A 25300-nucleotide genomic window follows, 5' to 3' on the forward strand; every position below is an offset into this window, starting at 1 on the left:
GCCCGGGATGGAGGAGCCGAGCGGGCCGCTTCCCGCCGAGCCCGGCCCCGCCGGGGACGAGTAGCCGGTCGCGGGCGGGGGTGCCGGTGTCCCGGGACCTAGGCTGGTCGTCGATCCCGTGCAGCGCGCTGCCGGCGTTCGCCTCCCGCCGAGCTCATCGGCCTGCCGCCCCGACGAAGGGGCGGACGTCGGTGCGTGCGGTGGACGAGCGGGTGGTCGTGATCGTCGGTGCTCGCAGCGGGATCGGACGGGCCGCTGCGCCGGACCGGAGCCGGCCCGTGCCGGGGGAGGACCGCACGAGGGATCGCCCTCCGAGCCACGTCTCCGCGGCTCGAAGGGCGATCAGTCGATCTGTCGGTCGGTCTGTCTCAGTCCAGGTAGTCGCGCAGGACCTGCGACCGCGACGGGTGGCGCAGCTTCGACATCGTCTTGGACTCGATCTGCCGGATCCGCTCGCGGGTGACCCCGTAGACCTGGCCGATCTCGTCCAGCGTGCGGGGCTGGCCGTCGGTGAGGCCGAAGCGCAGCCGCACCACACCCGCCTCGCGCTCGGACAGCGTGGCCAGCACCGACTGGAGCTGGTCCTGCAGGAGGGTGAAGCTCACCGCGTCGACCGCGACGATGGCCTCGGAGTCCTCGATGAAGTCGCCGAGCTGGCTGTCGCCCTCGTCGCCGATGGTCTGGTCGAGCGAGATGGGCTCCCGGGCGTACTGCTGGATCTCCAGCACCTTCTCCGGGGTGATGTCCATCTCCTTGGCGAGCTCCTCCGGGGTGGGCTCGCGGCCCAGGTCCTGGAGCAGCTCGCGCTGGATGCGACCCAGCTTGTTGATGACCTCGACCATGTGCACCGGGATGCGGATGGTGCGGGCCTGGTCGGCCATCGCGCGGGTGATGGCCTGGCGGATCCACCACGTGGCGTAGGTGGAGAACTTGTAGCCCTTGGTGTAGTCGAACTTCTCGACCGCGCGGATCAGGCCGAGGTTGCCCTCCTGGATCAGGTCCAGGAACGCCATGCCGCGGCCGGTGTAGCGCTTGGCCAGCGACACCACGAGGCGGAGGTTGGCCTCCAGCAGGTGGTTCTTGGCGCGCTCGCCGTCGCGGACGATCCAGCGCAGGTCGCGGCGCAGCTGCGGGGACACCTTCTCGCCCGCGTCGATCGAGCGGCGCATCCGCTCCGCGGCGTAGAGGCCGGCCTCGATGCGCTTGGCGAGCTCGACCTCCTCCTCCGCGTTGAGCAGCGCGACCTTGCCGATCTGCTTGAGGTAGGCGCGGACCGAGTCGGCCGAGGCGGTGAGCTCGGCGTCCTTGCGCGCCTGGCGCAGGGCCTCGGACTCCTCCTCGTCCCAGACGAAGTCGCCGGTCTTCGCGTTCGACGAGCGCTCGCGCTGGGCGGGGCTGCGACGGTTGGCGCCGGTGTTGGCCGGTTCCTCGTCGTCGTCATCGTCGTCGTCTTCCTCGTCGACGACCACGACCTCGGCGGCGTCGTCGGGGACCAGCTCGGCGTCGAGCTCGACGTCCTCGAGCTCGACCTCCTCCGGGGCGCCTTCCAGCTCGCCCTCGGCGCCGTCGAGGTCGGTGACCTCGGCGTCGGCGCCCTTCTTGGCCGGTGCGCCCTTCTTGGCCGGACCGGCCTTCGACCGGGGCGCCTTCGCCGCGGTCTTCGTGGCGGCGCCGCCCGCCCGCGCACGGCGGGGAGCGGCCCCGGCCGACGGGTCGACGGACGGGTCGATGCGGGTTGCGGAGTCTGCGGCTGCCACTAGGCCCTCTCGCTACGGTGCGCTGTGCGGTGCGCCGGGACGTGTCGGAGATCCGGCTGCAGGTGGAGATGTTCTCTGATACCTCGCCGGATCGCACTCCGTGATGTGCTGTCGGAGCCGATCCCGCATCGGGTACCGGGCCATTGTAACGGCGCGTTCCCGCGAGGCTCGCGCCTCGGCACACCGAAGGCGCCGATGTGGTCGGATACAGGGGTGAGCGAGGCGCGGCCGATCGGTCAGAACCTGCCGGCAGATCCTGATGAGACACCCGCTGACCTGCGGCGGATCGCCGAACGCGTGGCGAAGGAGGCGGCCGAGCACCTGCGTTCGCTGCCGCGGCCGTGGGACGCGGCGTCCGGGGTGGACCGATCCAGCGACAGCGTGTCGACCAAGTCCACCCCGACCGACGTCGTCACGGCGTCGGACGTGGCGGTGGAGACGCTGATCCGCGGGCGGCTGGCCGAGCTGCGCCCCGGCGACGCCGTGGCGGGCGAGGAGCAGGGCGGTGCGCTCGCCGCGGCGAGCGGGTCCGGCGTGTGCTGGGTGGTCGACCCGATCGACGGCACCGTCAACTTCCTCTACGGGATGCCCTGGTACGCGGTGTCCGTCGCGGCCGTGCGCGACGGGCGCTCGGTGGCCGGGGCGGTGGTGGAGCCGGCGTCCGGGCGGCTGTGGAGCGCGGCGGCGGGCGGGGGCGCCACCTGCGACGGGCGGCCCCTGCGCGTCTCGGGCGCCTCGGACGTCGCGCTGTCGCTGCTGGGCACCGGGTTCTCCTACAGCGCCGAGCGGCGCTCCCGGCAGGTCGCGATGATCGGCGGGCTGCTGCCGCTCGTGCGCGACGTGCGGCGCACCGGATCGGCCGCGCTGGACCTGTGCGCGGTGGCGGCGGGCTGGGTCGACGCCTACCTCGAGCACGGCACCAACTGGTGGGACTGGGCCGCGGCCGCCCTCATCGCCGCCGAGGCCGGCGCGGTCGTGCGCGTGCCGGGGCCGACCGGCTCCGTCCCGCCCGACGACGGCCTGGGCGCCGACGCCCTGCTCGCGGCCACCCCGGCGATCGCCGAGGAGCTGGCCGCGCTGGCCCGCAGGCACGGCGCAGGCGGCGTCTGACCGTCTGGCCCGATGGTCGAGGTGGTCAGCAGATGGTCTCGCGGGCCTGCTCCAGCAGGGTCGGGTCGACCGAGGGGACCGGCGGCGGGCCGGCGTCGGCGGCGTCGGGATCGGCGTTGGCGGCCCCGTCCGAGCCCCCCGCGTCGTTGGTGAGCTGGTCGAGCGCGTCGCGGACCGGTCGGGCGGGGGACAGGTCGCCGAACGCGGTGCCCACCGAGACCTCCACGCTGTCGTCCGGGCGCCCGTCGCGGATGAGCTCCACGCAGGGCAGCACGAGCGCCATGGTGCTGGCCGCGGCCTCCCCGGCCGCGCCGAAGCGCAGTTGCCCGACGCACTCCATGTCGCCTTCGGGGTAGAACGGGTCGTTGCCGGGGGGCGCGCTGCGGGCGAAGCCCAGCTCCTCCAGCTCCGCGGCCACCAGGTTGGCCTGCTGGCGCTGGCCGCCGGCGTTGCGCACCTGCACCCGCACGGCCGACACCGGCGCGGGTGCCACCGCGTAGAGCGCGCTGCGCTCGACCGTCTCGCCCGGGGGCGGCCCGGCCACCGGGGGCGGGCAGGTGCCGTCGCCGAAGCCGTCGGACGCCGTGGACAGCACCGTCACCCACGTCCCGGCGGCGACGAGCGCCAGGAACGCCACCACCACGATGATCGGCCCGCGCCTGCGGCGCTGGTAGGGGCGCACGCGCGCGGGGCGCGGGTTCAGCGCGGCCGCGGTGCGCGCCGCGGCCGCCTTGGCCGCGGCGGCGCGGCCGGGGCCGTCCGGCGCGTCGGCGTCGCCGGGCCGGCGCGTCGCGGTGCCCCCCGGGCGGCCGGGGATGCCGTTGCGGTCGGATCCGGTCGTCATCTAGTCGAGCCCTTCGGCAAGTACGTGCCGGCCCAACGTGACCAGCGGCAGCACGCTACCGAGGCCGACCGCCATCGTCTCGGGCACCATCCCGGCCCGCACCCTGGCCACGATCCCGGCCAGCACGACCGCCAGCTTGAACGCGCCGAACGCCACGTACCAGGGCAGGGGCGCCAGGTCGAGGCCGGTCGCGGCGGCGTACCGCCCGGCGATCTCGGCGCGGCGCGGGAACCCGGGCAGCGCCGTCGGGCCGGGCACCCCGCGTGAGTCGCGCCACGCCGGGCCGTCGTCGGCCTCGCGCCAGTAGACGAGCAGCAGGCCGAGATCGGCGAGCGGGTCGCCCAGGGTCGACATCTCCCAGTCGAGCACCGCCTTGATGGTGCCGGGGTCGTCGGCGGCGAAGATGCAGTTGTCCAGCCGGTAGTCGCCGTGCACGATCGTGTGCCGCTGGGTGGTGGGCAGCGCGTCGGCCAGCGCGTCGGCCAGTGACTGCAGCGGCTCGGCGATGCCCTCCTCGGGCACCGCCACGCGGGCGTGCTCCCACTGGGTCACCCAGCGCCGCACCTGCCGGGCCATGAAGCCCTCCGGGCGGCCGAAGTCGGCCAGCCCGTGCGCCGCGGGGTCGACCGAGTGCAACCGGACCAGCACGTCGACCAGTGCGTCGCCGGCGCGCCTGCGCTCGTCCGGGGTCTCGGCCCAGCCCGGGGGCAGCGTGCCGAGCGGGACGACGCCGTCGACCAGCTCCATGACGTAGCACGGCGCGTCGACCGGCGGGCCGCCGTCCGACCAGGCCAGCACGGCGGGCACGGGCACGTCGCTGTCGGCCAGCCCGGAGATGATCCGCCGTTCCCGGCCCATGTCGTGCGCGGTGGCGGCGACCTGGCCGACCGGCGGCCTGCGCAGCACCACGGCCCCGGCCGCGCTCTGCACGCGGTAGGTCAGGTTGGAGCGCCCGGCCCCGATGGGCGACAACGCGCAGTCGCGCCAGGCCGGGTCGCCGAGCCGGTCGGCGAGCCAGGGCCCCACCGCGGCCGGGTCGGCGCCGGGGACGGCGGCGGGAGCGGGGGACACGTCGTCGCGAGAGACACCCACGGCCGGCACCTTAACCCGCTATCGGGGCCTGTCAGCCACGTCGACGGGTCCAGCCGGTGGGGTGACGGGCACGACGCCGGGGACTGGGTTACCCTCTGCGCCCCGGGGGCACCCGAGCACGCCCGCGAACATGCGTCGGGATCGATTAAGTCGACTTCGGGCGCGGCTGCTGTCCGGGATCCAGGCTGAGACCGGCGTCACTCCGCCGCCGGGCACAAACCCCGGCGCTCTGGCGTTGTCCAGCCGCACGATGACGACTTGTGTGTTAAGAGGGTGGGAACGATGGCGACCGATTACGACGCGCCACGGCGCAACGAGACCGACGACATGGCCGAGGACTCGCTCGACGAGTTGAAGGCCCGCCGCAACGAGGCGCAGTCGGCTGTGGTCGACGTCGACGAGTCCGACACCGCGGAGAGCTTCGAGCTGCCCGGCGCCGACCTGTCCGGCGAGGAACTCACGGTCAAGGTGCTGCCGAAGCAGGCCGACGAGTTCACCTGCGCCAGCTGCTTCCTGGTCCACCACCGCAGCCGGTTGGCCGAGACCCACGGAACGCAGTACATCTGCCGCGACTGCGCCGCCTGATCGGCGCCGCGCCGGGGCGGTGCGCCGCGGGACTCACCGTCCCAGCGCCGCCACCAGCGCGGCCGTGTCGCGCACGCTGAAGATCCAGTACGGGGTCCGGTCCGCGGAGGCGCCCTCGGCGTCCTCCCCGGGACGGACCTCGACGCGTACCACGGGCCCGATCCACGGCCGGTGCACCAGGTGGGCCATCGGGTCGAGCTCCGGGCCCAGCGCGGCCTGCTTGCCCGCCGCGGGCACCACCTCGACCTGGCCCACCCGCTCCAGCGGCAGGGCCCGCTCGCCGACCCGCAACTCGCCGTCGGCCACCTGCACGCGGGTGCGGCTCAACCACACCAGCGCGCCCACGACCAGCGGCACGGCGATCGCGTAGCCGATCCACGAGCGCACCCCGGGGTAGCCCATGTGCACCTCGGCGCCGATCAGCACGGCCAGCCCGACCGCAGGCAGGAACCACCACAACGGCACGGACAACCGCTCGTCGAACGCGGGGCCGCCGGACGTCGCAGCCCGGCCGCTCGAAGGATGCTGACCCACGTCGGCCAGGGTAGCGTCGCCCGTCGTGCCCGGCCCCGTCGACGCTCCCCGCCCCGAGCCGTTCGTCCCGCCGCTCCCGGTCGGGGACGGCCCGTCGGCGCCGCACGCCGATCCGGCGCCCACCGCGCCCCTCGACGTCCAGCTCGTCCGCCTCGACCCCGGCCTCCCGCCGCCCTCGTACGCGCGGCCCGGGGACGCCGGCGCCGACCTGCGCACCGCGGCCGACGTCCGGCTGGAGCCGGGGGAGCGGGCCGTGGTCGGCACCGGGGTCGCGATCGCGCTGCCCGACGGCTACGCCGGGTTCGTGCACCCCCGGTCCGGGCTGGCCGCGCGGGCCGGGCTGTCGGTCGTCAACGCCCCGGGCACGGTCGACGCGGGCTACCGGGGCGAGATCCGGGTCTGCCTGGTCAACCACGACCCGCGCGAGGCGGTCGAGCTGCGCCGCGGCGACCGGATCGCCCAGCTGGTCGTGCAGCGCGTCGAGCGGGTGCGCTTCGTCGAGGTCGCCGAGCTGCCGGCGTCCGAGCGCGGGGCCGGTGGGCACGGCTCCACCGGCGGGCACGCGTGGCTGGCGCCGGCCGTCGAGGTGGCTGATGTCACCGATGTCACCGACATCAGCGAGGACGCCGAGGACGCGGTGCGGGGTGCGGTGCCGGGCGACCCGATGGACGCCCAGGCCGTGCCGATGGACCTCGCCGCCGGCTCCGGCCCGCGCCCCGGCGGGAGCCGGTAGTGCCCCGCCAGCACCGGACCGGGACCTTCCCGGCCGGCGGCGTGGCCGTCGAGTCGCGCCCGCGGCCGTCCGGCACGCGGCCCGCGCGCACCGCGGGCCCGTACGACAGCGAGGCCGAGGAGATCGAGGAGCGCGCCCCGGCCGGGGCCGCCGACTTCGGGTCGCTGCGCCTGCCGCTGCCCGAGAGCGGCTCGCTGACCACCGATCCCGCCGCCGCCACGGGCCCGATGCAGGCCGTGCACCTCGCCCTGCCCGAAGGCAGGCTCTCGGTGAGCGCGCTGGCCGCGCCCAAGAGCGGCAAGCTCTGGCCCGACCTGGCCAAGGAGATCGACGCCTCCCTGCGCGAGAGCGGCGCGCGCGTGCGGTCGTTCACCGGCGAGTGGGGGCGCGAGCTGCACGCCACCACCGGGGCCGCCACCTCCCTGTTCCTCGGGGCCGACGGACCCCGCTGGATGGTCTACGGCGTCGCCACCGGCCCGACGAGCACCGCCCCCGCGCTGGCCGAGGAGCTGCGCAAGCTGCTGCGCGGCACGGTCGTGGTGCGGGGCCGCTCGCCGTACCCGGTGCGCACGGTGCTGCCGCTCACCGTCCCCGAGGGGATCGAGCTCTCGTCCGGCGCGGTGAGCGTCGCGGCGAAGAAGCCCGCTCCCGCACCGAAGCCGGTCAAGACCAGGGGCGCCGACATCGCCGGGGTGGCCGGCGGGCGGCCCGGGGCGCCCTCCGCTGGAGGCGCGCGGATGGCGCGGCCCGCCCTCGCGGACGGCGCCGAGGACACCACCCGGGACGGGCAGGACGCCGATCCCGCGATCACCGGCTCAACGCCCACCACCGGCTCGACCCGCACCACTGGCTCGACGCCCACTCCCACCACCGGCGCGAGCCCCGCGGACGGCGTGAGCGGCCCCGTCGCCGCCCCCGTCCGCGAGGAGCGCGGGCCCTCCCGGCCCACCCGCCTGCCCGTGGACCGTCCGACCCCGCCCGGCCCGGGCACCGGTACGTTCCCCGTCGGCCCCCGATCTCCGGGCGGCCCGCACACCCACGGCGACCCGCTCGTGGCCCGCTCGGGCGCCCTGCCGCGGACCGGGGCGGTACCGCCCGCCGCGCGTTCCGACGGGCCGGCGGCCCCCTGGTCGTCGGACAGCACCGGGCGCACGCCGGCCGCCACGCCGTCGGAGTCGCCGACCGAGCGCTGGATGGTCCCGCCCATCCCGGCCGCGGGCGCCGCGCCCCGCTCCGCCCCGCCGAACGGCCCCTCGCCCGCGACCCCACCGCCCTCCGGGGCCCGGCCGGACGCGGGCGGACCCCGCGGGCCGGTCGGGTGGGGCCCGCAGTCCGCGCCTGCGTTCCCACCGCGCCAGGTTCCCGACAACCCGGGTCGTTTCCCGATGGGTGGTCGTCCGGCGCCTGATGGCTCGGGTCGGTTCCCGGCGGGTGGTCGTCCGGCGCCTGATGGCTCGGGTCGGTTCCCGGCGGGTGGTCGTCCGGCGCCTGATGGCTCGGGTCGGTTCCCGGCGGGTGGTCGTCCGGCGCCTGATGGCTCGGGTCGGTTCCCGGCGGGTGGTCGTCCGGCGCCTGATGGCTCGGGTCGGTTCCCGGCGGGTGGTCGTCCGGCGCCTGATGGCTCGGGTCGGTTCCCGGCGGGTGGTCGTCCGGCGCCTGATGGCTCGGGTCGGTTCCCGGCGGGTGGTCGTCCGGCGCCTGATGGCTCGGGTCGGTTCCCGGCGGGTGGTTACCCGGCGCCTGATGGCTCGGGTCGGTTCCCGGCGGGTGGTTACCCGGCGCCGGACAGCTCCGGTCGGTTCCCGCTGGGTGGCTATCCCGGGCCTGGCGCCTCCGGTGGGTTCTCCACCGGTGGTCATCCGGCGCCCGGCAGCTCCGATCGGTTCCCGACTGGTGGTCATCCGGCGCCCGACACCTCGGGTCGGTTCCCGGCGGGTGGCCATGCGGCGTCTGATGGCTCGGGTCGGTTCCCGGCAGGTGGTGGTCATCCGGCGCTCGACACCTCGGATCGGTTCCCGACGGGTGGTCATCCGGCGTCTGACGGCTCGGGTCGGTTCCCGACCGGTGGGCGTCCGGCGCCCGACAGCTCCGGTCGGTTCCCGATCGGTGGGCGCCAGCACCCCGGCCCCGGGTTCCCGCCGCCGGGTGGGCCGCCGCCGGGGTCGGTGCCCCGCCCGCCGGGTGGGCCCCGCACCGGCCCGGCCCGACCGCCTGCCGACCCGCAGGCCGGAGCGCCGGGTGCGCTCGGCACGGGTTTCCCGCCGCCGGAAGGCGCCCAGGTTCCCGGGGCCCGTCCGCCGGTCGGCCCGCGCCCGCCCCACGCGGAGGGCACGGGTGGGTGGAGATCGGTCACCCCGGCTGACCCGTCGGTGTCCGACTCGGGCTACTTCACCCCGGCCACCCCGGCCACCCCGGCCACCCCGGCCACCCCCGCGACCCCGCCGCCGTCCGACTCGGGCTACTTCACCCCGGCTACCCCGGCCACCCCGGTGGCGCCGCCCCGGGTCGACGTCTCGGGCCGGTTCCCGGGCGGTGCGCCCACGTCCGGCGGGCCGGGGGCGACCGAGTCGCGACGGGCCGACATCCCCCGCGTCCGGCCGATCGAAGGCCTGGCGGCGTCGCTCGACCGACCGCTCTCCGAGTGGACCGGCTCCTGGTTCGACCGCGACCCCGGCGGGGAAACCGGCGCCGCCGCGGGCGCCGCCCCCGCGGCCGCCGTGGCCGATGCCCCCGCGGATGCGCGCCCCGCCGAGCCCCGCTCCGGCGCGATGTCGACCGGTGCCCACCCGGCCGCCGGTGCCCACCCGGCCGCCGGTGCCCACCCGGCCGCCGGTGCCCACCTGACCGGCGGTGCCCACCTGACCGGCGGTGCCCTCCCGGCCAGCGGTGTCGACCCGACCGCCGGCGCCCGGCCCCAGCCGCCGCTCGGGATGCAGGACGCCAGGCGGTCCACCGAGAAGCTGGACCTGCGCTCGCCGGCCGCAGCTCGGCTCGCCGCCCAGGCCGCCCGCCGCGGCATCCAGGACTCCTCCCCACCGGAGGCTCCGGCGCCGACCGACACCCGAACGGCCCCGGACACCTCCGCGCCGACGAGCGCCCGAACGGACTCAGGTGCCCCCGCGCCGACGAGCGCGCGAACGGCCGCGGCTCAGTCGACGAGTGCCCGAACGGCCGAGGACCAGGGGGCCGAGCGCCGCCGACGGTCGGTCGAGTCCCACACCGGCACCCACACCGGCACCCACACCGGCACCGGCACCGGCACCGGCACCGGACCGTCGGTCGGCCCGGCGGTCGTCGAGCGCACGGGCGCCCACCCGGTCGTCGAGTCCGCCACGGGCACCCAACGCGCCACCGCCACCACGTCCGCCACCTCGTTGACCACCTCGTCCACCTCGTCCACCGGTGCCCACCCGGCCGCAGCCGCCCGGGCCGGCGTCGCCGCGGCGCGCGCGGCGGCGAAGGCAACGCGCACCGGCCAGTTCGACCCGGTCCGACCCGCGGCCACCCCCGCCGACCCGGCGCCCGACGACCTCTTCGGCCCCGCGGAGCGCCCCGCCCCCCGGGCGTGGCCGTGGTCGGACGGCGGCGAGTCGGCCGTGCCGCGAGGGGCCGAGACCCGCCCCGTCCCGGCCGTCGTCCCGAAGGCGGCGAACGTGGATGCAGCCGACCCGGAGCAGGCCGCCCGCCGCCGCTCCCTGCACTCCCGCCCCGAGACCGCCGGGACCAGCGGCGTCGCCGGGCAACCGGCTCCGCCGCCTGCAGCGGAACCTGGCGAGCCCGCGCGGCGCACCGGGCGCCACCACCGGCGCGACCCCGGCTGACCTCACGTCGAGGCCCGCCGACCCTGCGGCCCGCGACCGGCCCGCCCGACGGCCCGCCGCTGGCGACCGGCGGACCGGGAACCCCGCAACCCGCGGACCCGGGAACCCCGAACCGGCGGACGCGGGAACCGGGAACCCGCCGACGCGGGAACTGCGGACCCGGCGACCCGGCCGACCCGGCGAGCCGCCGACCGACCGACCCGCGACCGACCGACCCGGCGACCCGCGACCGGCCCGACTCGGCGACCCGCGACCGGCCCGACTCGGCGACCCGCGACCGGCCCGACTCGGCGACCCGCGACCGGCCCGACTCGGCGACCCGCGACCGGCCCGACTCGGCGACCGGCTCGACTCGGCGACCGGCGGACCTGCCGACCGGGACCTGGCGACCGGACCGGCGGACCTGCCGACCGGGACCTGGCGACCGGACCGGCGGACCCGGCGACCGGGACTGGCTACCGGCGAGCCCGGCGATCGGCGAGCCCGGCGGCCGGCGGACCGGCGACCCGATCCGTGGGCCCCGCGCCCGGCGGACCGCCGCCGGGCGCCCCACCCCAGCACCTGCGGGCCGGGCCCGAACCCCGCCGCACGAACACCCGTCGAACCCAGCCGGAACGCCGAGGCCGCACGCCCGGCGGCGGATTCGCGCCCGCCCGCGGTGAGGGAACGGCGCCATGGGCGGCATGCAGGGTTTCGGGCGGGTTACGCTGGTGTCGACAGCCGGGTTCCAGGGGTGGATCGGGGCTGGATCCGGAGGATCTGGGGGAGACATGGGCGGCACCGACGCCGGCGCGTTCCGAAGGATGCTGCGCAAGCTGACCAGCGACGTCGAGGTGCTCGACGCCGACGACCTGACCGAGGACTCGGCGAAGTCCGGCGCGCAGCGCGCGGCCGAGTGCGCCTGCGGTCAGGAGGTCACGGTGATGGGTAGACTGCGCAGCGTCGATTTCTGCCCGCAGGACGCGGAGGCGTCGCTGGAGGCCGAGCTGTTCGACGGCACCGAGGGCGTCACCCTGATCTGGATGGGTCGACGTCGCATCCCGGGCATCGAGCCGGGCCGGACCATGCGCGTCCGCGGCCGGCTGTCCGTCCGCGGTGGCCGCAAGGTGCTCTACAACCCCTACTACGAGATCTGCCAGGCCCAGACGTGATGCCGGGCCGGTGCCCCGCACCGGCCCGGAGCAGGACCATCCAGGAGCAGCGTGACCCAGCCGCCCGTCGAGCCCGAGCCCGAGCGCACCCGTCCGGAGCCGGAGCGCCCCGAGCGCAAGGCCCCGACGATCATGGAGCAGATGGGTGGCGTGCCCGGCATCGTGGCGTCGACCGCGCCCGTGCTGGTCTTCATCATCGTCAACGTCCTCACCTCCCTGCAGCCGGCGCTGATCGCCGCGCTGGCCGCCGGCGCGGCCGTGGCGGTCTGGCGCCTCGTGCGCAAGCAGGCGCTGATGCCGGCGCTGTCGGGCCTGCTGGGCGTGGGGGTGGCGGCGTTCATCGCCTACCGCACCGGCGAGGCCCGCGGCTTCTACCTGCCCGGCCTGCTCACCTCCGCGGCCTTCGGGCTGGCGTTCCTGGTGTCGGTGCTGGTCCGCCGCCCGCTGGCCGGGGTGATCTGGCACGGCATCAACGGCCACGGCCAGACCTGGCGCCGCGACCCGCGGCTGCTGCGCGCCTACACGTGGGCGAGCCTGCTGTGGGTCGTGGTGTTCGCCTCGCGCGTGGTCGTGCAGGGCTGGTTGTACGACGCCGAGGAGGAGACCTGGCTCGGTATCGCGCGGCTGGCGATGGGGCTGCCGCTGTTCGGGCTCGCCCTGCTCGGCACGGTCCTGGCGGTGCGCCGGGCGAACCGTACTCCACTCGGCGCCTGACGCCCGCCATCGCGGAGGCCTTCCGCTGGTCCGCACGGGTGAGCACGTGCTTACCGCAGGCCCGCGCGGGTAGGGTGCCGCTCGGCGCGCCGGTACTCGACGCGCCGATTCGCAGCCCCGGGGGGAGCTACGTGGACCGACCGAGCTGGGCGCCGTCCGATGTCGATGTCACCCGTCCGAGCGTCGCACGGGTGTACGACTACTACCTGGGCGGCTCGCACAACTTCGAATCCGACCGCGCGTTCGGCGACCAGACGCTGCGGGCCATGCCCGACCTGCCGTCGATCCTGCGCGACAACCGCGACTTCCTGCGCCGCGTCGTGCGCAAGCTGTGCGCGCTGGGCGTCGACCAGTTCCTCGACCTGGGGTCGGGCATCCCGACCGTGGGCAACGTGCACGAGGTCGCGCAGGCCGCGGTACCCGGCGCGCGGGTCGTCTACGTCGACCACGACCCGGTCGCGGTGGCCCACAGCCGCGCCCTGCTGGAGGGCGTCCCGCTGACCGCGACGGTCCTCGCCGACGTCCGCGAACCCGACGTCGTGCTGGACGCGGTGCGGGAGACCGGCCTGCTCGACCTGAGCCGCCCGGTCGGCGTGCTGATGATCGCCCTGCTGCACTTCATGCACGACGAGGACCGCCCGCGCGAGCTCGTCGCCGCCTACATGGACGCGCTACCGGTCGGCAGCCATCTCGCGGTCAGCCACGCCAGGGCCGACGGCCACCAGGGGATGCGCGACGCCGCCGCGGTCTACGACCAGTCCCGCTCGCCCAACCCGATGCGGTTGCGCTCGGCGGAGGAGGTCCGCGACCTGTTCGGCTCGCTGACCATGGTCGACCCGGGCGTCGTGCTGCTGCCGCGCTGGCACCCGGACGTCGTCGACGACCGCAACGCCGGTTCGGAGGTCGACGACGACTACCCGGGTTTCGGCGGGCTGGGCCGGCGGGATTGACCTCCCCGGGCCGTCCGCCGAGCGCCGACCAGCTGGCCGGTCGCTGGCGGGCGGCCGTGGCCGGCACCAGCGTGGTGTCGGTGAGCCAGCCCGCGCTGCTGGAGCTGCTGCGCGGACTGGCGGCCGACGTGCTCGACGCGCTGTCGACCGCTGAGGGCGCCGACGCGGGGGTCGGCACCGGGATCGACACGCAGCGGCTGCGCCGGGTCGGCGCCCGGCTGGTGGAGGCCCACCTCACCGAGCCCGCGGCCCTGCAGCGGACCCTGGAGCTGTTGAGCGCCGAGCTGGCCGGTCCGCGCACCGCGGTGGCCATGGCCGCGCTGGCCGCCGGGTACGCGCAGGCGCTGCGCTCCCGCACCCGCGACGAGCAGCAGCGGATCATGACCGCGGCCATGGAGTCGCGGCTGGCCGCCGAGGCCAGGTTCGCCGCGATCTTCGACGCGGCGGCCATCGGCATCACCGTCTGCCACGTCGACGGCGAGATCCTCGAGGTCAACCGGGCCCTGTGCGACATGCTCGGCTACGCGCCCGCCGACCTCGTCTCGCGCCAGTTCTGGGAGTTCGACCACCCCGACGACCGGCCGGGGCTGTGGGACCGCACCAAGGACCTGCTCACCGGCGCCGTCGACCACCTGCGCCTGGAGAAGCCCTACTTCCGCCGCGACGGCACCACGGTGCTCACCGATCTGGTGCTGTCGCTGGTGAGCGACCCCGACGGCCGCTCGCGCTACGTCGTGGCGATGATGCAGGACATCACCGAGCAGCGGCGGATGCAGGACCGGCTCGCCCACCAGGCCACCCACGACCCGCTGACCGGCCTGCCCAACCGGACGATGTTCTTCGAGCGCCTGGACGCCGCGCTGCTGCCGGTCGGCGACGGGCCCGCCGTCGGCGTCTGCTACCTCGACCTGGACGGCTTCAAGGCCGTCAACGACACGCTCGGCCACGACGTCGGCGACGAGCTGCTGCGCGCGGTGGCGCAGCGGCTGGAGACGGAGCTGGGCCACGACGGGCACGTCGTGGCCCGGATGGGCGGCGACGAGTTCGTCATCCTGGTCGAGCACTGCCCGGACACCGCCGCGCTGGAGGCCGTCGCGGCGGCGGCGCTGGACCTCGTGCGCACGCCGGTCCGGGTGGGCGGCACCGAGGTGCAGGTCTCGGCGAGCGTCGGCGTGGTGCGCCACAGCGGGGGCGCGACGACCGCCGCCGACCTGACCAAGGCCGCCGACACCACCATGTACTGGGCCAAGTCCGACGGCCGCGACCGGTACGCCCTGTTCGACGCCGACCGGCACCGCGACGACGTGCACCGCTACGGGCTCTCCGCCCGGATGCCGCAGGCGCTGGAGCGCGGGGAGTTCGTCGTCGAGTACCAGCCGCTGGTGCGGCTGGCCGACCAGCGCGTCATCGGGGTCGAGGCGCTGGTGCGCTGGGAGCTGCCCGACGGGCGCCGCCTCGGTCCCGACGAGTTCGTGCCGATCGCCGAGCACAACGGGCTCATCGTGCCGCTCGGGCGGTCGGTGCTGACGGAGGCCTGCCGGGCCGCGGTCGGGTGGGCGGCGGAGCTGCCGGAGCACCCGCTGCTGATGAGCGTCAACCTGGCCGCCCGCCAGGTGCGCGAGCCCGGGATCGTCACCGCGATCGCCGGGATACTGGCCGACACCGGCTGGCGCCCCGAGCTGCTGCAGCTCGAGCTGACCGAGAGCGACCTGATGGGGTCGACGGGCGAGACGCTGAGCGTGCTGCGGACCCTGGCCGCGATGGGCGTGCGGATCGCCATCGACGACTTCGGCACCGGCTACTCCAACCTCGCCTACCTGCGCCACCTGCCCGTGCACACCCTCAAGCTCGCCGGACCGTTCGTCACCGGCGCGAACCTGCCCGACGGGCTGCTGAGCGCCCCGCGCGGCGCCGCCGACGACGTCGACGCCCGGGTGCTGGCGGCGGTCGTCGAGCTGGCGCGGGTGCTCGGGCTGTCGGTGACCGCGGAGTCGGTGGAGACCGCCGGCCAGCTGGAGCGGCTGCGCGCGCTGGGCTGCGACACCGGCCAGGGCTGGTACTTCGCCCGTTCGGTGCCCGCGGCCGAGGTGCTGGACATGGTGCGCGACCCGCCGTGGCCGGCGCCGCCGGGGCCTCAGTAGCCGAGCGCCCCGCGGACCTGCTCCTCGACCGCCGCCGTCGCCACGAACAGCAGCTCGTCGCCCGGCTCCAGGCCGTCGTCGGCCTGCGGCGCGATGACCCGCCCGCCCCGCAGGATCGCGACCAGCGCGGAGTCGCGGGGGAGCTTCAACGTGCGCACGGCCTTGCCGGCCAGCGGGGTGTCGCCGGGCAGGGTGACCTCCACCAGGTTGGCCTCGCCCTGGCGGAAGGTCATCAGCCGGACCAGGTCGCCGACGGCGACGGCCTCCTCGACGAGCGCGGCGAGCAGGCGGGGCGTGGAGACCGCGACGTCGACGCCCCAGTTGCTGTTGAACAGCCACTCGTTGCGCGGGTCGTTGACCCGCGCCACCACGCGGGGCACCGCGAACTCGGTCTTGGCCAGCAGCGACACGACCAGGTTGACCTTGTCGTCGCCGGTGGCGGCGATGACGACGTCACAGCGCTCCAGGCCGGTCTCCTCCAGCGAGGTCAGCTCGCAGGCGTCGGCGTGCACCCACTCGGCCTCCTCGACGGCCTCGGGCTCGATCTGGTTGAGGTCGCGCTCGATGAGCATCACCCGGTGCTTGTTCTCCACCAGCTCCAGCGCGATCGACCGGCCCACGGCGCCTGCCCCGGCGATGGCGACGCGCATGTCAGGCCTCCTGCGGCGGGGCGGCGGCGGCCGCGGTGACGTCGCTGACGGTGCCGGACACCGCGGCGACGTAGACCGTGTCCTCGGCCTGCACGGCGGTGTCGGACTTGGGCAGCACCCCGGTGCCGAACCGGACGATGAACGCCACCCGGCAGCCGGTGGCCTGCTCCAGCTCGCGGATCGGGCGGCCGACCCAGTCCTCGTGCACGGGCAGCGGCAGAATCGCCACCGTGCCGGTGGGCTCGCGCCACGCCGAGGCGACGCCGTCGGGCAGCAGCATCCGCATGAGCCGGTCGGTGCTCCACGGCACGGTGGCCACGGTGGGGATGCCGAGCCGCTCGTAGACGGCGGCCCGCTTGGCGTCGTAGATGCGAGCGACCACCCGGTCGATGCCGAAGGTCTCCCGCGCCACCCGGGCGGAGATGATGTTGGAGTTGTCGCCGCTGGACACCGCGGCGAAGGCGTCGGCGCGCTCGACGCCCGCCGCGGTCAGCACCTCGCGGTGGAACCCCTGCCCGACGATCTGGCGGCCGCGGAAGTCGGCGCCGAGCCTGCGGAAGGCCTGCGGGTCGCGGTCGATCACCGAGACCTCGTGGCCGAGGCGCTCGAGACCGGCGGAGAGGGACGAACCGACCCGTCCGCAGCCCATGATCACGACGTACACCGCTGACCTCCGCCGATCCTCGCCCGGTACGGCGAACGCTAGCGCGTCGGCCGGGTCGGCACCGCATAGGCTGCCGCCGTGCCCAAGCTCGGCGTCGCGGTCAAGCGCGTCCTCGTCGGGCGGCCGCAGCGCAGCGACCGTCTCGCCCACAACCTGTTGCCCAAGCGCATCGCGCTGCCGGTGTTCGCCTCCGACGCCATGTCCTCGGTGGCCTACGCCCCGGAGGAGATCTTCCTGACCCTGTCGATCGCCGGCCTGAGCGCGTACGCGTTCTCGCCGTGGGTCGGGGCCGCCGTGGTCGTCGTCCTGCTGACGGTGGTCACCAGCTACCGGCAGAACGTGCACGCCTACCCGTCCGGCGGCGGCGACTACGAGGTCGCCACGGTCAACCTGGGCCGGCGGGCCGGCCTGACCGTGGCCAGCGCGCTGCTCGTCGACTACACGCTCACCGTGGCCGTCTCGATCTCGGCGGCGGCGGCCAACGTCGGCGCCCTGATCCCGTACGTGGGCCAGCACAAGGTGCAGTTCGCGGTGCTGGCCATCGTGGTGCTCACCGCGGTCAACCTGCGCGGCATCCGCGAGTCGGGGGTCGCCTTCGCCGTCCCGACCTACGCGTTCATGATCGGCATCGGGACGCTGGTCGTCTGGGGGCTGACCCGGATCCTGGTGTTCGGCGAGGTGGTCCGGGCGCCCAGCGCCGACCTGCAGATCATCGCCGAGGGCGACGCGCTGACCGGCTTGGCGCTGGCGCTGCTGGTGCTGCGCTCGTTCACCCAGGGCTGCGCGGCGCTGACCGGCGTCGAGGCGATCAGCAACGGCGTGCCGGCGTTCCGCAAGCCCAAGTCGCGCAACGCGGCCAGCACGCTGCTGCTGCTGGGCGGGCTGTCGGTGGCCATGTTCTCCGGGCTCATCGCGCTGGCCACCCTGACCGACGCGAAGATCGTCGAGTCGCCGGCGACGCAGATCGTCGGTGCCCCCGGCTACGTGCAGGAGACACTGGTCGCCCAGCTCGCCGAGGCCGTGTTCGACGACTTCCCGGTGGGCTTCTACTTCGTCGTCGTGGTCACCGCGCTGATCCTGGTGCTGGCCGCGAACACCGCCTACAACGGCTTCCCGGTGCTGGGCTCGATCCTGTCCCAGGACCGCTACCTGCCCCGCCAGCTGCACACCCGCGGCGACCGGCTGGCCTTCTCCAACGGCATCCTGGTGCTGGCCGCGATCGCGATCGTGCTGGTGGTGGGCTTCCAGGCCGAGGTCACCCGGCTCATCGCGCTCTACACCGTGGGCGTGTTCACCTCGTTCACGCTGAGCCAGGCCGGGATGCTGCGGCACTGGCAGCGCCACCTGGCCACCGAGACCGACCCCGACACCCGGCGCCGGATGCGGCGCTCGCAGGCGATCAACGGGTTCGGCGCGGCGATGACCGGCGTGGTGCTGGTCATCGTGCTGATCACCAAGTTCACCCGCGGCGCGTGGATCGCGATCGCCGCGATGGCCGTCTTCTACGTGATGATGCAGGCCATCCGCAAGCACTACGACCGGGTCTCCGAGGAGCTCGTCGCGGGCGAGAGCGACGGCGTGCTGCCCTCGCGCAACCACGCGATCGTGCTGGTCTCCACGCTGCACAAGCCCACCCTGCGGGCGGTGGCCTACGCCCGCGCCACCCGACCCGACGTCCTGGAGGCGGTCACCGTCAACGTCGACGACGCGGACACCAAGCGGCTCATGCGCGAGTGGCAGCGGCGCAAGCTGCCGGTGGCGCTCAAGGTGATCGAGTCGCCCTACCGGGAGATCACCAAGCCGGTGCTCGACTACGTCAAGCGCGTGCGCTCGGACAACCCGCGCGACGTGGTGACCGTGTTCATCCCCGAGTACGTCGTGGGCCACTGGTGGGAGCAGATCCTGCACAACCAGAGCGCGCTGCGGCTCAAGGGCAGGCTGCTGTTCCAGCCCGGGGTGATGGTCACCAGCGTGCCCTGGCAGCTGGTCTCCTCCGAGCGGCTCAAGGTGCGGCGGCCGGAGACGCCACCCGGGGCCTCCCGCCGGGGCTACGACCCGTCACCGGGCCAGGGCGCGCCCGGTCGCGGCGGCGACGCGCCCGCCTCCCCGTCCCCGTCGGCCCCGGTGCCGCACCGCTGAGCGCTGGGCGCGGGCGGGGGTGCCGGAGGTCGGGGCTCGGACAGCACCCCCACCCGCTGCGCGGGGCGCCGCCGCAGGGCGCGGGCGGTGCGCCAGCCGCGGAAGCGGGCGAGGTACCAGGCGACGATCACCGGCCGGTCCGCTTCCGGAGCAGGAGCGTGGCCCGCACGCAACCGAGGTCGACCAGGTCGAGGCGCTCGTCCTCGGTGCTGCAGGACCAGCAGACCGAGGGGACCGCGCCGACGCCGGGTCTCGCGTAGCAGCCGCTCGGCCACCACAGGCACAGGTCCGCCGATCCCCAGGTGGCCCGGGCGCGGCAGCGCACGCACGCGATCTCGTCGGCGGCCAGCGGGCCGCGCGGGCGGTGGCGCCGGACGGCCGCGGCCAGCGGGACGATCTCGGTAGGCCCCCGCCACCGCTCACCCGGTGCACTCACGAACCCGTCCCCTCGTCGTCCGGGGCAGGGCCGGCGTGTCGCCCCCTCGGTCATGAAGGACACCGGCCCTGCCGTGGACTAACCTGGCGTGACCGACCGAGCACCTGCAATCGTTCATTTTGAAACACCCGGCGTGTCGCTTTCACTCTTCGGGGTGACGGTGGGACGTTCTGTACATGGACGCAGCAGAGGGATCGACGCTCGCCCGCCGCCAGCTCGGCCGCCGCATGCGGCGCGTCCGCGAGGCCGCCGGGAAGTCGATCGAGGACGTGGTGTTCGCCGGCGTGGCGAGTCGGACGAAGCTCTGGCGCATCGAGCACGGGCGCACGGCGGTGAAGACCGGTGACGTGCTCGCGCTGACCCGGCTCTACGGCACCGAGCCGGCGGTGGTCGACGAGCTGGTGCCGCTGGTCGAGGCCACGAGATCGTCGGGACTGATCGAGGACTACGGCGCCGCCGTGCCGCAGGGCCTGGGCCTCTACGCCGAGCTGGAGGCCACCGCCACGACGGTCCATGCCTACAGCTCTGAACTCATCCACGGCCTGCTGCAGACCGAGGACTACACCCGTGCGGTGATCGAGGCCGACCGGTCCCTCACCCCGGAGGTGGTCGCGCAGCGCGTGGCGTTCCGGATGGAGCGGCAGCGCAGGTTCTTCGACCGCGCCGAGTCCGGGCGGCTGGAGGCGGTCGTCACAGCGGGGGCGATGAACCTCGTCGTAGGATCGGCCGCGGTCATGGAGGAGCAGATCGCCCACCTGCGGGCGGTCGCGGACGGGGGAGCGGCTCGGATCGGCGTCCTGCCGGCGACCGACGGCGTCCACCGGGCGATGCGGGGCCCGTTCGTCGTCCTCGACTTCGAGGACCCGGAGGACCCGGACGTCGCCTACGTGGAGAACCTGGTGGGTAGCCGGTACCTCGACAAGCCCGCGGACGTCACGCGGTTCCGCGAGGCGTTCGAGGAGGTGCGGGACCGGGCGCTGCCCCTGGAGGAGTGGTTGCGATGAGCGGGACGACGCCCTGGGTCAAGGCCAGCGCCAGTGACAGCGCCGGGGAGTGCGTGGAGCAGCGGCGCCACGACGGGATGGTCGAGGTCCGCGACAGCAAGGACCCCGGAGGCCCGGTGCTGCGGTTCACCGCCGCCGAGTTCGCCGCCTGGCTCGACGGAGTCCGCAAGGGCGAGTTCGACCACCTGGCCTGACCGCGCCGATCGCGATCCGGGGACATCAGCCGCGCCTGCGCGGCTCATGTCCCCGGACCGTCGAGTAGCAAGGTGCCCCGCGGGTCGGGCGGGACACCCGGTGCTGGACCCTGGCTCGCATGCGAGCCGTGGATAGACGGGGTCCGGCACCGACCGTCGATCGGTTGGACTGGACCGACCAGGTGCTCGACCTCGAGGTCGGCCCGATCGCGCACGGCGGGCACTGCGTGGCCCGGCACGAGGGCCGGGTCGTGTTCGTCCGGCACGCGCTGCCGGGGGAGCGGGTGCGCGCGGTCGTCGACGAGGACGGCGGCGGCTCCTACTGCCGCGCCGACGCGGTGACGGTGCTGCGGGCCTCCCCCGACCGGGTCGAGGCGCCCTGCAGCTGGGCGCGGGCGGGCGGCTGCGGCGGCTGCGACCTGCAGCACGCCGACCCGGCGGCGCAGCGCGCGCTCAAGGCCGAGGTGCTGGCCGAGCAGCTGCGCAGGCTGGCCGGTCTGGAGCGGTCGGTGCCGGTGGAGGAGCTGCCCGGCGGTGCGCTGGGCTGGCGGCACCGGGTGCGGCTGGCCGTCGACGAGGCCGGGAGCCCGGGGCTGCGCGCCCACCGCAGCCACGACGTGCTGCCGATCGCCGACTGCCCCATCGCCCCGGCGGGCGCGCTGCCGCCGGTGCTGGCCCGCGGGTTCGCCCCCGGCAGCGAGGTCGAGGTGGCCCGCGACGCCGACGGCGTCGTGCACGTCGTCCCGGACCCCGACGGCGCTCCCGACCGGCGCGTCGTGCAGCGCGCGGCCGGCCGCGAATGGGCGCTGTCGCCGGGCACGTTCTGGCAGGTGCACCCGGCCCTGCCGGACGCGCTCGCCGACGTCGTGCGCGAGTGGGCGCGCGCTCCGCGCGGCGGCATGGCGTGGGACCTCTACGGCGGGGTCGGGCTGTTCGCCGCGGTGCTGGCCGAGCAGGTCGGGCCGGACGGCCGGGTGGTCCTCATCGAGTCGTCGCGCCGGGCGGTGGCCGACGGCCGGGCGGCGCTCGCCGACCTGCCGCAGATCGACTGGCGGGCCGGTCGGGTCGAGGACCTGCTCGGGCGGTTGGGCGGGCGTCCGGACGTCGTGGTGGCCGACCCGCCCCGGCGCGGGCTGGGCCGCGCGGCGGTGGACGCCCTGTGCGCGCACGAGCCCGAGCGGGTGGTGCACGTGGCGTGCGACCCCGCGGCGCTCGCCCGCGACATCGCCCTGTTCGACGCCGGTGGCTACCGGCTCGCGGAGCTGCGGGCGTTCGACGCGTTCCCGATGACCCACCACTTCGAGTGCGTCGCGCTGCTGGAGCGGCTCGGGTAGCTCAGTCGGCGCGCCGGGCCCGGTGGCCGCGGACCTTGGCCAGGTTGCCGCAGCGCTCCATCGAGCACCAGCGGCGGCGGCCGGGCCGGGAGGCGTCGACGAACAGCAGCCCGCAGTCCTCCGCGGCGCACACCCGGATGCGGGCGGCCAGCCTGCCGCCGAACAGGTCGACGGCGTCGCGGGCCAGCGAGGCCAGCGCGGCCGCCGCGGTGGGCTCGACCAGGCGGGTGCCGCCCTCCCAGTGCAGCGAGCGCACCAGCGGGGGCTGCGCGGCGAAGGCGTTGAGGACGTCGACGTCGGCGGGCAGCGGGCGGGTGCCGACGGCGAACCCGTAGGCCATGCGCATGACGGCGGAGCGCAGCGTGCGCATGGCGGCCAGGTCGTGCGCGTCGGCCGGGATGGGCGGGGCGCCGAGCAGGATGCCGAGGAAGCGTCCGAGGTCGGCCGGGGTGTGCACCACCTCCGCCCGGTCGAGCTCGACCGCGCCGCCGGTGTGCACGAGGTTCAGCGAGGGGCGCCCGGACCGGAACCGGCGGCGCAGCTCCATCGGCAGCGCAGACATGTAACCACTATAACGGGTTACTCAGCGTCTTCCCGCAGGTGGGAGGCGTGATCCCAGCATCCGTCATGCGGTCGCCGTCCGCCAGGCCCCTTCCGCTGCGCGGAGGCGCTCCCGCACGGCCACCCGGACGGCGCGCGACCTCGCCCGCCCGGGACCATGTAGGGGTGACGACCAGCACGCCGCCCAGCACGCCGCACTCGAGCCGGCCCCACTCGATCCAGCAGCGCATCGCCGACGAGCTCGGCGCCCGACCGAACCAGGTGGCCGCCGCCGTCGACCTGCTCGACGGCGGGGCGACGGTGCCGTTCATCGCCCGGTACCGCAAGGAGGCCACCGGCGCCCTCGACGACGCCCAGCTGCGCACCCTGGAGGAGCGGCTGCGCTACCTGCGCGAGCTGGAGGAGCGGCGCACCGCCGTGCTGGAGGAGATCCGCAAGCAGGGCAAGCTGGACGAGGCGCTGGAGTCGCGGATCCTGGCCGCGGAGTCCAAGGCCCGGCTGGAGGACATCTACCTGCCCTACAAGCCCAAGCGGCGGACCAAGGCGATGGCCGCCCGGGAGGCCGGCCTGGAGCCGCTGGCCGACACCCTGCTGGCCGACCCCACCCAGGACCCGCAGGAGGTCGCGGCCGGCTACCTGAACGAGCGGATCGCCGACGCCGCGGCCGCGCTGGACGGCGCCCGGGCGATCCTGGTCGAGCGGTTCGCCGAGGACGCCGACCTGATCGGCGGCCTGCGCGAGCGGATGTGGACCCGCGGGCGGCTGGTCACCAGGGTCCGCGAGGGCAAGGAGACCGAGGGCGCCAAGTTCACCGACTACTTCGACTTCGCCGAGGCCTTCACCACGCTGCCCAGCCACCGCATCCTGGCGGCGTTCCGCGGCGAGAAGGAGGAGGTCCTCGACGTCGCGCTGGAGCCGGAATCCGACCCGGTACCCCCCGGGGAGACCACCGACTACGAGCGGATCATCGCCGCGGCCGTCGGGGTGGCCGACCGGGGCCGCCCGGCCGACAAGTGGCTCGCCGACACCGTCCGCTGGGCCTGGCGCACCCGCATCCTGCTGCACCTGGGCATCGACATCCGGGTCCGGCTGCGCACGGTGGCCGAGGAGGGCGCCATCGGCGTGTTCGCGATGAACCTGCGCGACCTGCTGCTGGCCGCCCCGGCCGGCAACCGCGCCACCATGGGCCTCGACCCCGGCCTGCGCACCGGCGTCAAGGTCGCCGTCGTCGACGCCACCGGCAAGGTCGTGGCCACCGACACGATCTACCCGCACGAGCCCCGCCGGGCCTGGGACGCCTCGCTGGCCACGCTGACGAAGCTGTGCGCCGAGCACGACGTCGAGCTGGTCGCCATCGGCAACGGCACCGCATCGCGGGAGACCGACAAGCTCGCCCGCGAGCTGGCCGCGCGCAACCCCGGCCTCAAGCTCACCCCGGTCATGGTCAGCGAGGCGGGCGCCTCGGTGTACTCGGCGTCGGCCTACGCCTCCGCCGAGCTGCCCGACATGGACGTCTCGCTGCGCGGCGCGGTGTCGATCGCCCGGCGCCTGCAGGACCCGCTGGCCGAGCTGGTCAAGATCGATCCGAAGTCGATCGGCGTCGGCCAGTACCAGCACGACCTGTCCGAGTCGTCGCTGTCGCGCTCGCTGGACGCCGTCGTCGAGGACTGCGTGAACGCCGTCGGCGTCGACGTGAACACCGCCTCGGCGCCGCTGCTGCGCCGGGTGTCGGGCATCACCGACTCGCTGGCCACCCAGATCGTCGCGCACCGCGACGCGAACGGCCCCTTCCGCACCCGCCGCGCGCTGGCCGACGTGCCGCGGCTGGGCCCGAAGGCGTTCGAGCAGTGCGCGGGCTTCCTGCGCATCCGCGGCGGCGACGACCCGCTCGACGTCTCCGGCGTGCACCCCGAGTCCTACCCGGTGGTCCACCGCATCCTGGAGGCCGCCAAGCTCGACATCGCCGAGTTGATCGGCAACGCCACCAAGATCAAGACGCTCAAGCCCACCCGGTTCGTCGACGAGACGTTCGGCCTCCCGACGGTGACCGACATCCTCGCCGAGTTGGAGAAGCCCGGCCGCGACCCGCGCCCCGCCTTCCGCACCGCGGTCTTCGCCGAGGGCGTGCACAAGATCGCCGACCTGCGCCCGGGCATGGTGCTGGAGGGCCAGGTGACCAACGTGGCCGCGTTCGGCGCGTTCATCGACGTGGGCGTGCACCAGGACGGCCTCGTGCACGTGTCGGCGATGTCGACCAAGTTCGTCTCCGACCCGCGCGAGGTCGTCAAGTCCGGCGACGTGGTGAAGGTGAAGGTGCTCGAGGTCGACGAGGCCCGCAAGCGCATCTCGCTCACCCTGCGCCTGGACGACGAGGTCGGCGCGGGCGGCGGGAAGCCCCGCGACGGCGGACGGTCGGAGGATCGGCGTGGTCGCGACGGCGGCCGCGACGGCGGTGGTCGCGACAGTGGTGGTCGCAACGGCGGCGGCGATCGGCGCGGTGGTCCGAAGGGCGGCGGCCGCGGCGGCGACCAGCGCAGTGGCGGTGGAGGCAGGGGCGGCCAGGGTGGCGGTGCCCAGGGCGGCGGGCAGCGCGGTCGGGCCCGGCAGGACTCCGGTTCCGGCTCCGGGCTCGGCGGTGGGGCGATGGCCGATGCGCTGCGGCGGGCCGGGTTGGCGCCGGATCCCAAGAAGCGCTGACGGCTGGGTTCCCCGGCCCGGGTAGGGCCGGGGAACCGTCGTCTGTCTCGTCGGCGTGTCTCGTCGGGTCCCGGTGGCGGTAGGGGCGCGTGAGATGCACACCAGGCACCTCTCGGCGCCTTCCGAGGTGCGTCAGGTGCATCTCGGTGTGCGCCAGGGCGCGGCCGACCGGAGCGCGAGCAGCAGGGC

At 75.3% G+C, this 25300-nt stretch carries 20 protein-coding genes and 1 pseudogene; 13 read left to right on the top strand and 8 right to left on the bottom strand.

Annotated features, from left to right (window positions below):
- Positions 1–368 precede the first annotated feature (368 nt).
- The gene (locus KDL28_RS22100; protein ID WP_372497041.1) at positions 369–1757 is read right to left on the bottom strand and encodes an RNA polymerase sigma factor; all 1389 of its coding nucleotides are present in this window, start codon (positions 1755–1757) and stop codon (positions 369–371) included.
- Between the two features lie 195 nt (positions 1758–1952).
- Here KDL28_RS22100 and KDL28_RS22105 point away from each other — a divergent pair, with 195 nt between their 5' ends.
- Positions 1953–2867, top strand: a complete 915-nt coding sequence (locus tag KDL28_RS22105; protein WP_252441375.1) for an inositol monophosphatase family protein — start codon at positions 1953–1955, stop codon at positions 2865–2867.
- A gap of 25 nt (positions 2868–2892) precedes the next feature.
- Here KDL28_RS22105 and cei read toward each other — a convergent pair whose 3' ends face one another.
- Together cei and KDL28_RS22115 are read right to left on the bottom strand one after the other, a co-directional pair.
- Positions 2893–3711 (bottom strand): envelope integrity protein Cei, encoded by an 819-nt coding sequence (gene cei / locus KDL28_RS22110; RefSeq protein ID WP_252441376.1) that lies wholly within the window; start codon positions 3709–3711, stop codon positions 2893–2895.
- Positions 3712–4803: a phosphotransferase family protein gene (locus KDL28_RS22115; RefSeq protein ID WP_252441377.1), complete on the bottom strand. Its 1092-nt coding sequence runs from the start codon at positions 4801–4803 to the stop codon at positions 3712–3714. It lies immediately after the preceding gene.
- Between the two features lie 282 nt (positions 4804–5085).
- On the opposite strand from KDL28_RS22115, the gene KDL28_RS22120 reads away from it, so the two are divergent.
- On the top strand, positions 5086–5388 hold the full coding sequence (locus KDL28_RS22120) for a DUF4193 domain-containing protein (protein WP_252441378.1): 303 nt from the start codon (positions 5086–5088) through the stop codon (positions 5386–5388).
- Positions 5389–5421: 33 nt separating this feature from the next.
- Here KDL28_RS22120 and KDL28_RS22125 read toward each other — a convergent pair whose 3' ends face one another.
- Positions 5422–5922, bottom strand: a complete 501-nt coding sequence (locus KDL28_RS22125; RefSeq protein WP_252441379.1) for a DUF3093 domain-containing protein — start codon at positions 5920–5922, stop codon at positions 5422–5424.
- 25 nt (positions 5923–5947) lie between these two features.
- Between KDL28_RS22125 and dut the strand changes: the two are divergent.
- The 6 genes and pseudogenes from dut to KDL28_RS22155 all read left to right on the top strand — a co-directional run.
- Positions 5948–6499, top strand: a pseudogene (gene dut / locus KDL28_RS22130) (dUTP diphosphatase); the annotation flags it as partial.
- A gap of 155 nt (positions 6500–6654) precedes the next feature.
- Positions 6655–10476, top strand: coding sequence for a DUF3710 domain-containing protein (locus tag KDL28_RS22135; RefSeq protein WP_252441380.1), 3822 nt, complete (start codon positions 6655–6657; stop codon positions 10474–10476).
- A gap of 770 nt (positions 10477–11246) precedes the next feature.
- Positions 11247–11627 (top strand): OB-fold nucleic acid binding domain-containing protein, encoded by a 381-nt coding sequence (locus KDL28_RS22140; RefSeq protein ID WP_252441381.1) that lies wholly within the window; start codon positions 11247–11249, stop codon positions 11625–11627.
- A 51-nt stretch (positions 11628–11678) separates the two neighbouring features.
- Positions 11679–12341 (top strand): DUF3159 domain-containing protein, encoded by a 663-nt coding sequence (locus tag KDL28_RS22145; protein WP_252441382.1) that lies wholly within the window; start codon positions 11679–11681, stop codon positions 12339–12341.
- A gap of 191 nt (positions 12342–12532) precedes the next feature.
- The gene (locus KDL28_RS22150) at positions 12533–13291 is read left to right on the top strand and encodes an SAM-dependent methyltransferase (RefSeq protein WP_252441383.1); all 759 of its coding nucleotides are present in this window, start codon (positions 12533–12535) and stop codon (positions 13289–13291) included.
- Positions 13292–13371: 80 nt separating this feature from the next.
- The gene (locus tag KDL28_RS22155; protein ID WP_252441384.1) at positions 13372–15432 is read left to right on the top strand and encodes a putative bifunctional diguanylate cyclase/phosphodiesterase; all 2061 of its coding nucleotides are present in this window, start codon (positions 13372–13374) and stop codon (positions 15430–15432) included.
- On the opposite strand, the gene KDL28_RS22160 is transcribed toward KDL28_RS22155, so the two are convergent.
- Together KDL28_RS22160 and KDL28_RS22165 are read right to left on the bottom strand one after the other, a co-directional pair.
- On the bottom strand, positions 15426–16082 hold the full coding sequence (locus KDL28_RS22160) for a potassium channel family protein (protein ID WP_252441385.1): 657 nt from the start codon (positions 16080–16082) through the stop codon (positions 15426–15428). The two genes, KDL28_RS22155 and KDL28_RS22160, sit on opposite strands and share 7 nt — an antisense overlap.
- 1 nt (position 16083) lies before the next feature.
- The gene (locus KDL28_RS22165; protein ID WP_252441386.1) at positions 16084–16746 is read right to left on the bottom strand and encodes a potassium channel family protein; all 663 of its coding nucleotides are present in this window, start codon (positions 16744–16746) and stop codon (positions 16084–16086) included.
- Between the two features lie 78 nt (positions 16747–16824).
- On the opposite strand from KDL28_RS22165, the gene KDL28_RS22170 reads away from it, so the two are divergent.
- Positions 16825–18885 carry an APC family permease gene (locus KDL28_RS22170; RefSeq protein ID WP_252441387.1) on the top strand — a complete coding sequence of 687 codons (2061 nt, stop codon included), beginning with the start codon at positions 16825–16827 and terminating at the stop codon, positions 18883–18885.
- A 127-nt stretch (positions 18886–19012) separates the two neighbouring features.
- On the opposite strand, the gene KDL28_RS22175 is transcribed toward KDL28_RS22170, so the two are convergent.
- Positions 19013–19321, bottom strand: a complete 309-nt coding sequence (locus KDL28_RS22175; protein ID WP_252441388.1) for a hypothetical protein — start codon at positions 19319–19321, stop codon at positions 19013–19015.
- 176 nt (positions 19322–19497) lie between these two features.
- Between KDL28_RS22175 and KDL28_RS22180 the strand changes: the two genes are divergently transcribed.
- The 3 genes from KDL28_RS22180 to KDL28_RS22190 all read left to right on the top strand — a co-directional run bounded on the left by KDL28_RS22180 (position 19498) and on the right by KDL28_RS22190 (position 21853).
- Complete coding sequence (locus KDL28_RS22180; protein WP_252441389.1) at positions 19498–20325, top strand: helix-turn-helix domain-containing protein; 828 nt, start codon at positions 19498–19500, stop codon at positions 20323–20325.
- Positions 20322–20519, top strand: coding sequence for a DUF397 domain-containing protein (locus KDL28_RS22185; RefSeq protein WP_252441390.1), 198 nt, complete (start codon positions 20322–20324; stop codon positions 20517–20519). The genes KDL28_RS22180 and KDL28_RS22185 overlap by 4 nt, the downstream gene beginning before the upstream one ends.
- A gap of 119 nt (positions 20520–20638) precedes the next feature.
- A complete protein-coding gene (locus KDL28_RS22190; RefSeq protein ID WP_252441391.1) occupies positions 20639–21853 on the top strand; it encodes a class I SAM-dependent RNA methyltransferase in 1215 nt (404 codons plus the stop codon).
- Between the two features lies 1 nt (position 21854).
- Here KDL28_RS22190 and KDL28_RS22195 read toward each other — a convergent pair whose 3' ends face one another.
- Positions 21855–22415, bottom strand: a complete 561-nt coding sequence (locus tag KDL28_RS22195; RefSeq protein WP_252441392.1) for a CGNR zinc finger domain-containing protein — start codon at positions 22413–22415, stop codon at positions 21855–21857.
- A 164-nt stretch (positions 22416–22579) separates the two neighbouring features.
- On the opposite strand from KDL28_RS22195, the gene KDL28_RS22200 reads away from it, so the two are divergent.
- Positions 22580–25111, top strand: a complete 2532-nt coding sequence (locus KDL28_RS22200) for a Tex family protein (protein WP_252441393.1) — start codon at positions 22580–22582, stop codon at positions 25109–25111.
- Positions 25112–25300 lie beyond the last annotated feature (189 nt).

This window comes from Pseudonocardia humida (genome assembly GCF_023898865.1).
Lineage (GTDB): Bacteria > Actinomycetota > Actinomycetes > Mycobacteriales > Pseudonocardiaceae > Pseudonocardia > Pseudonocardia humida.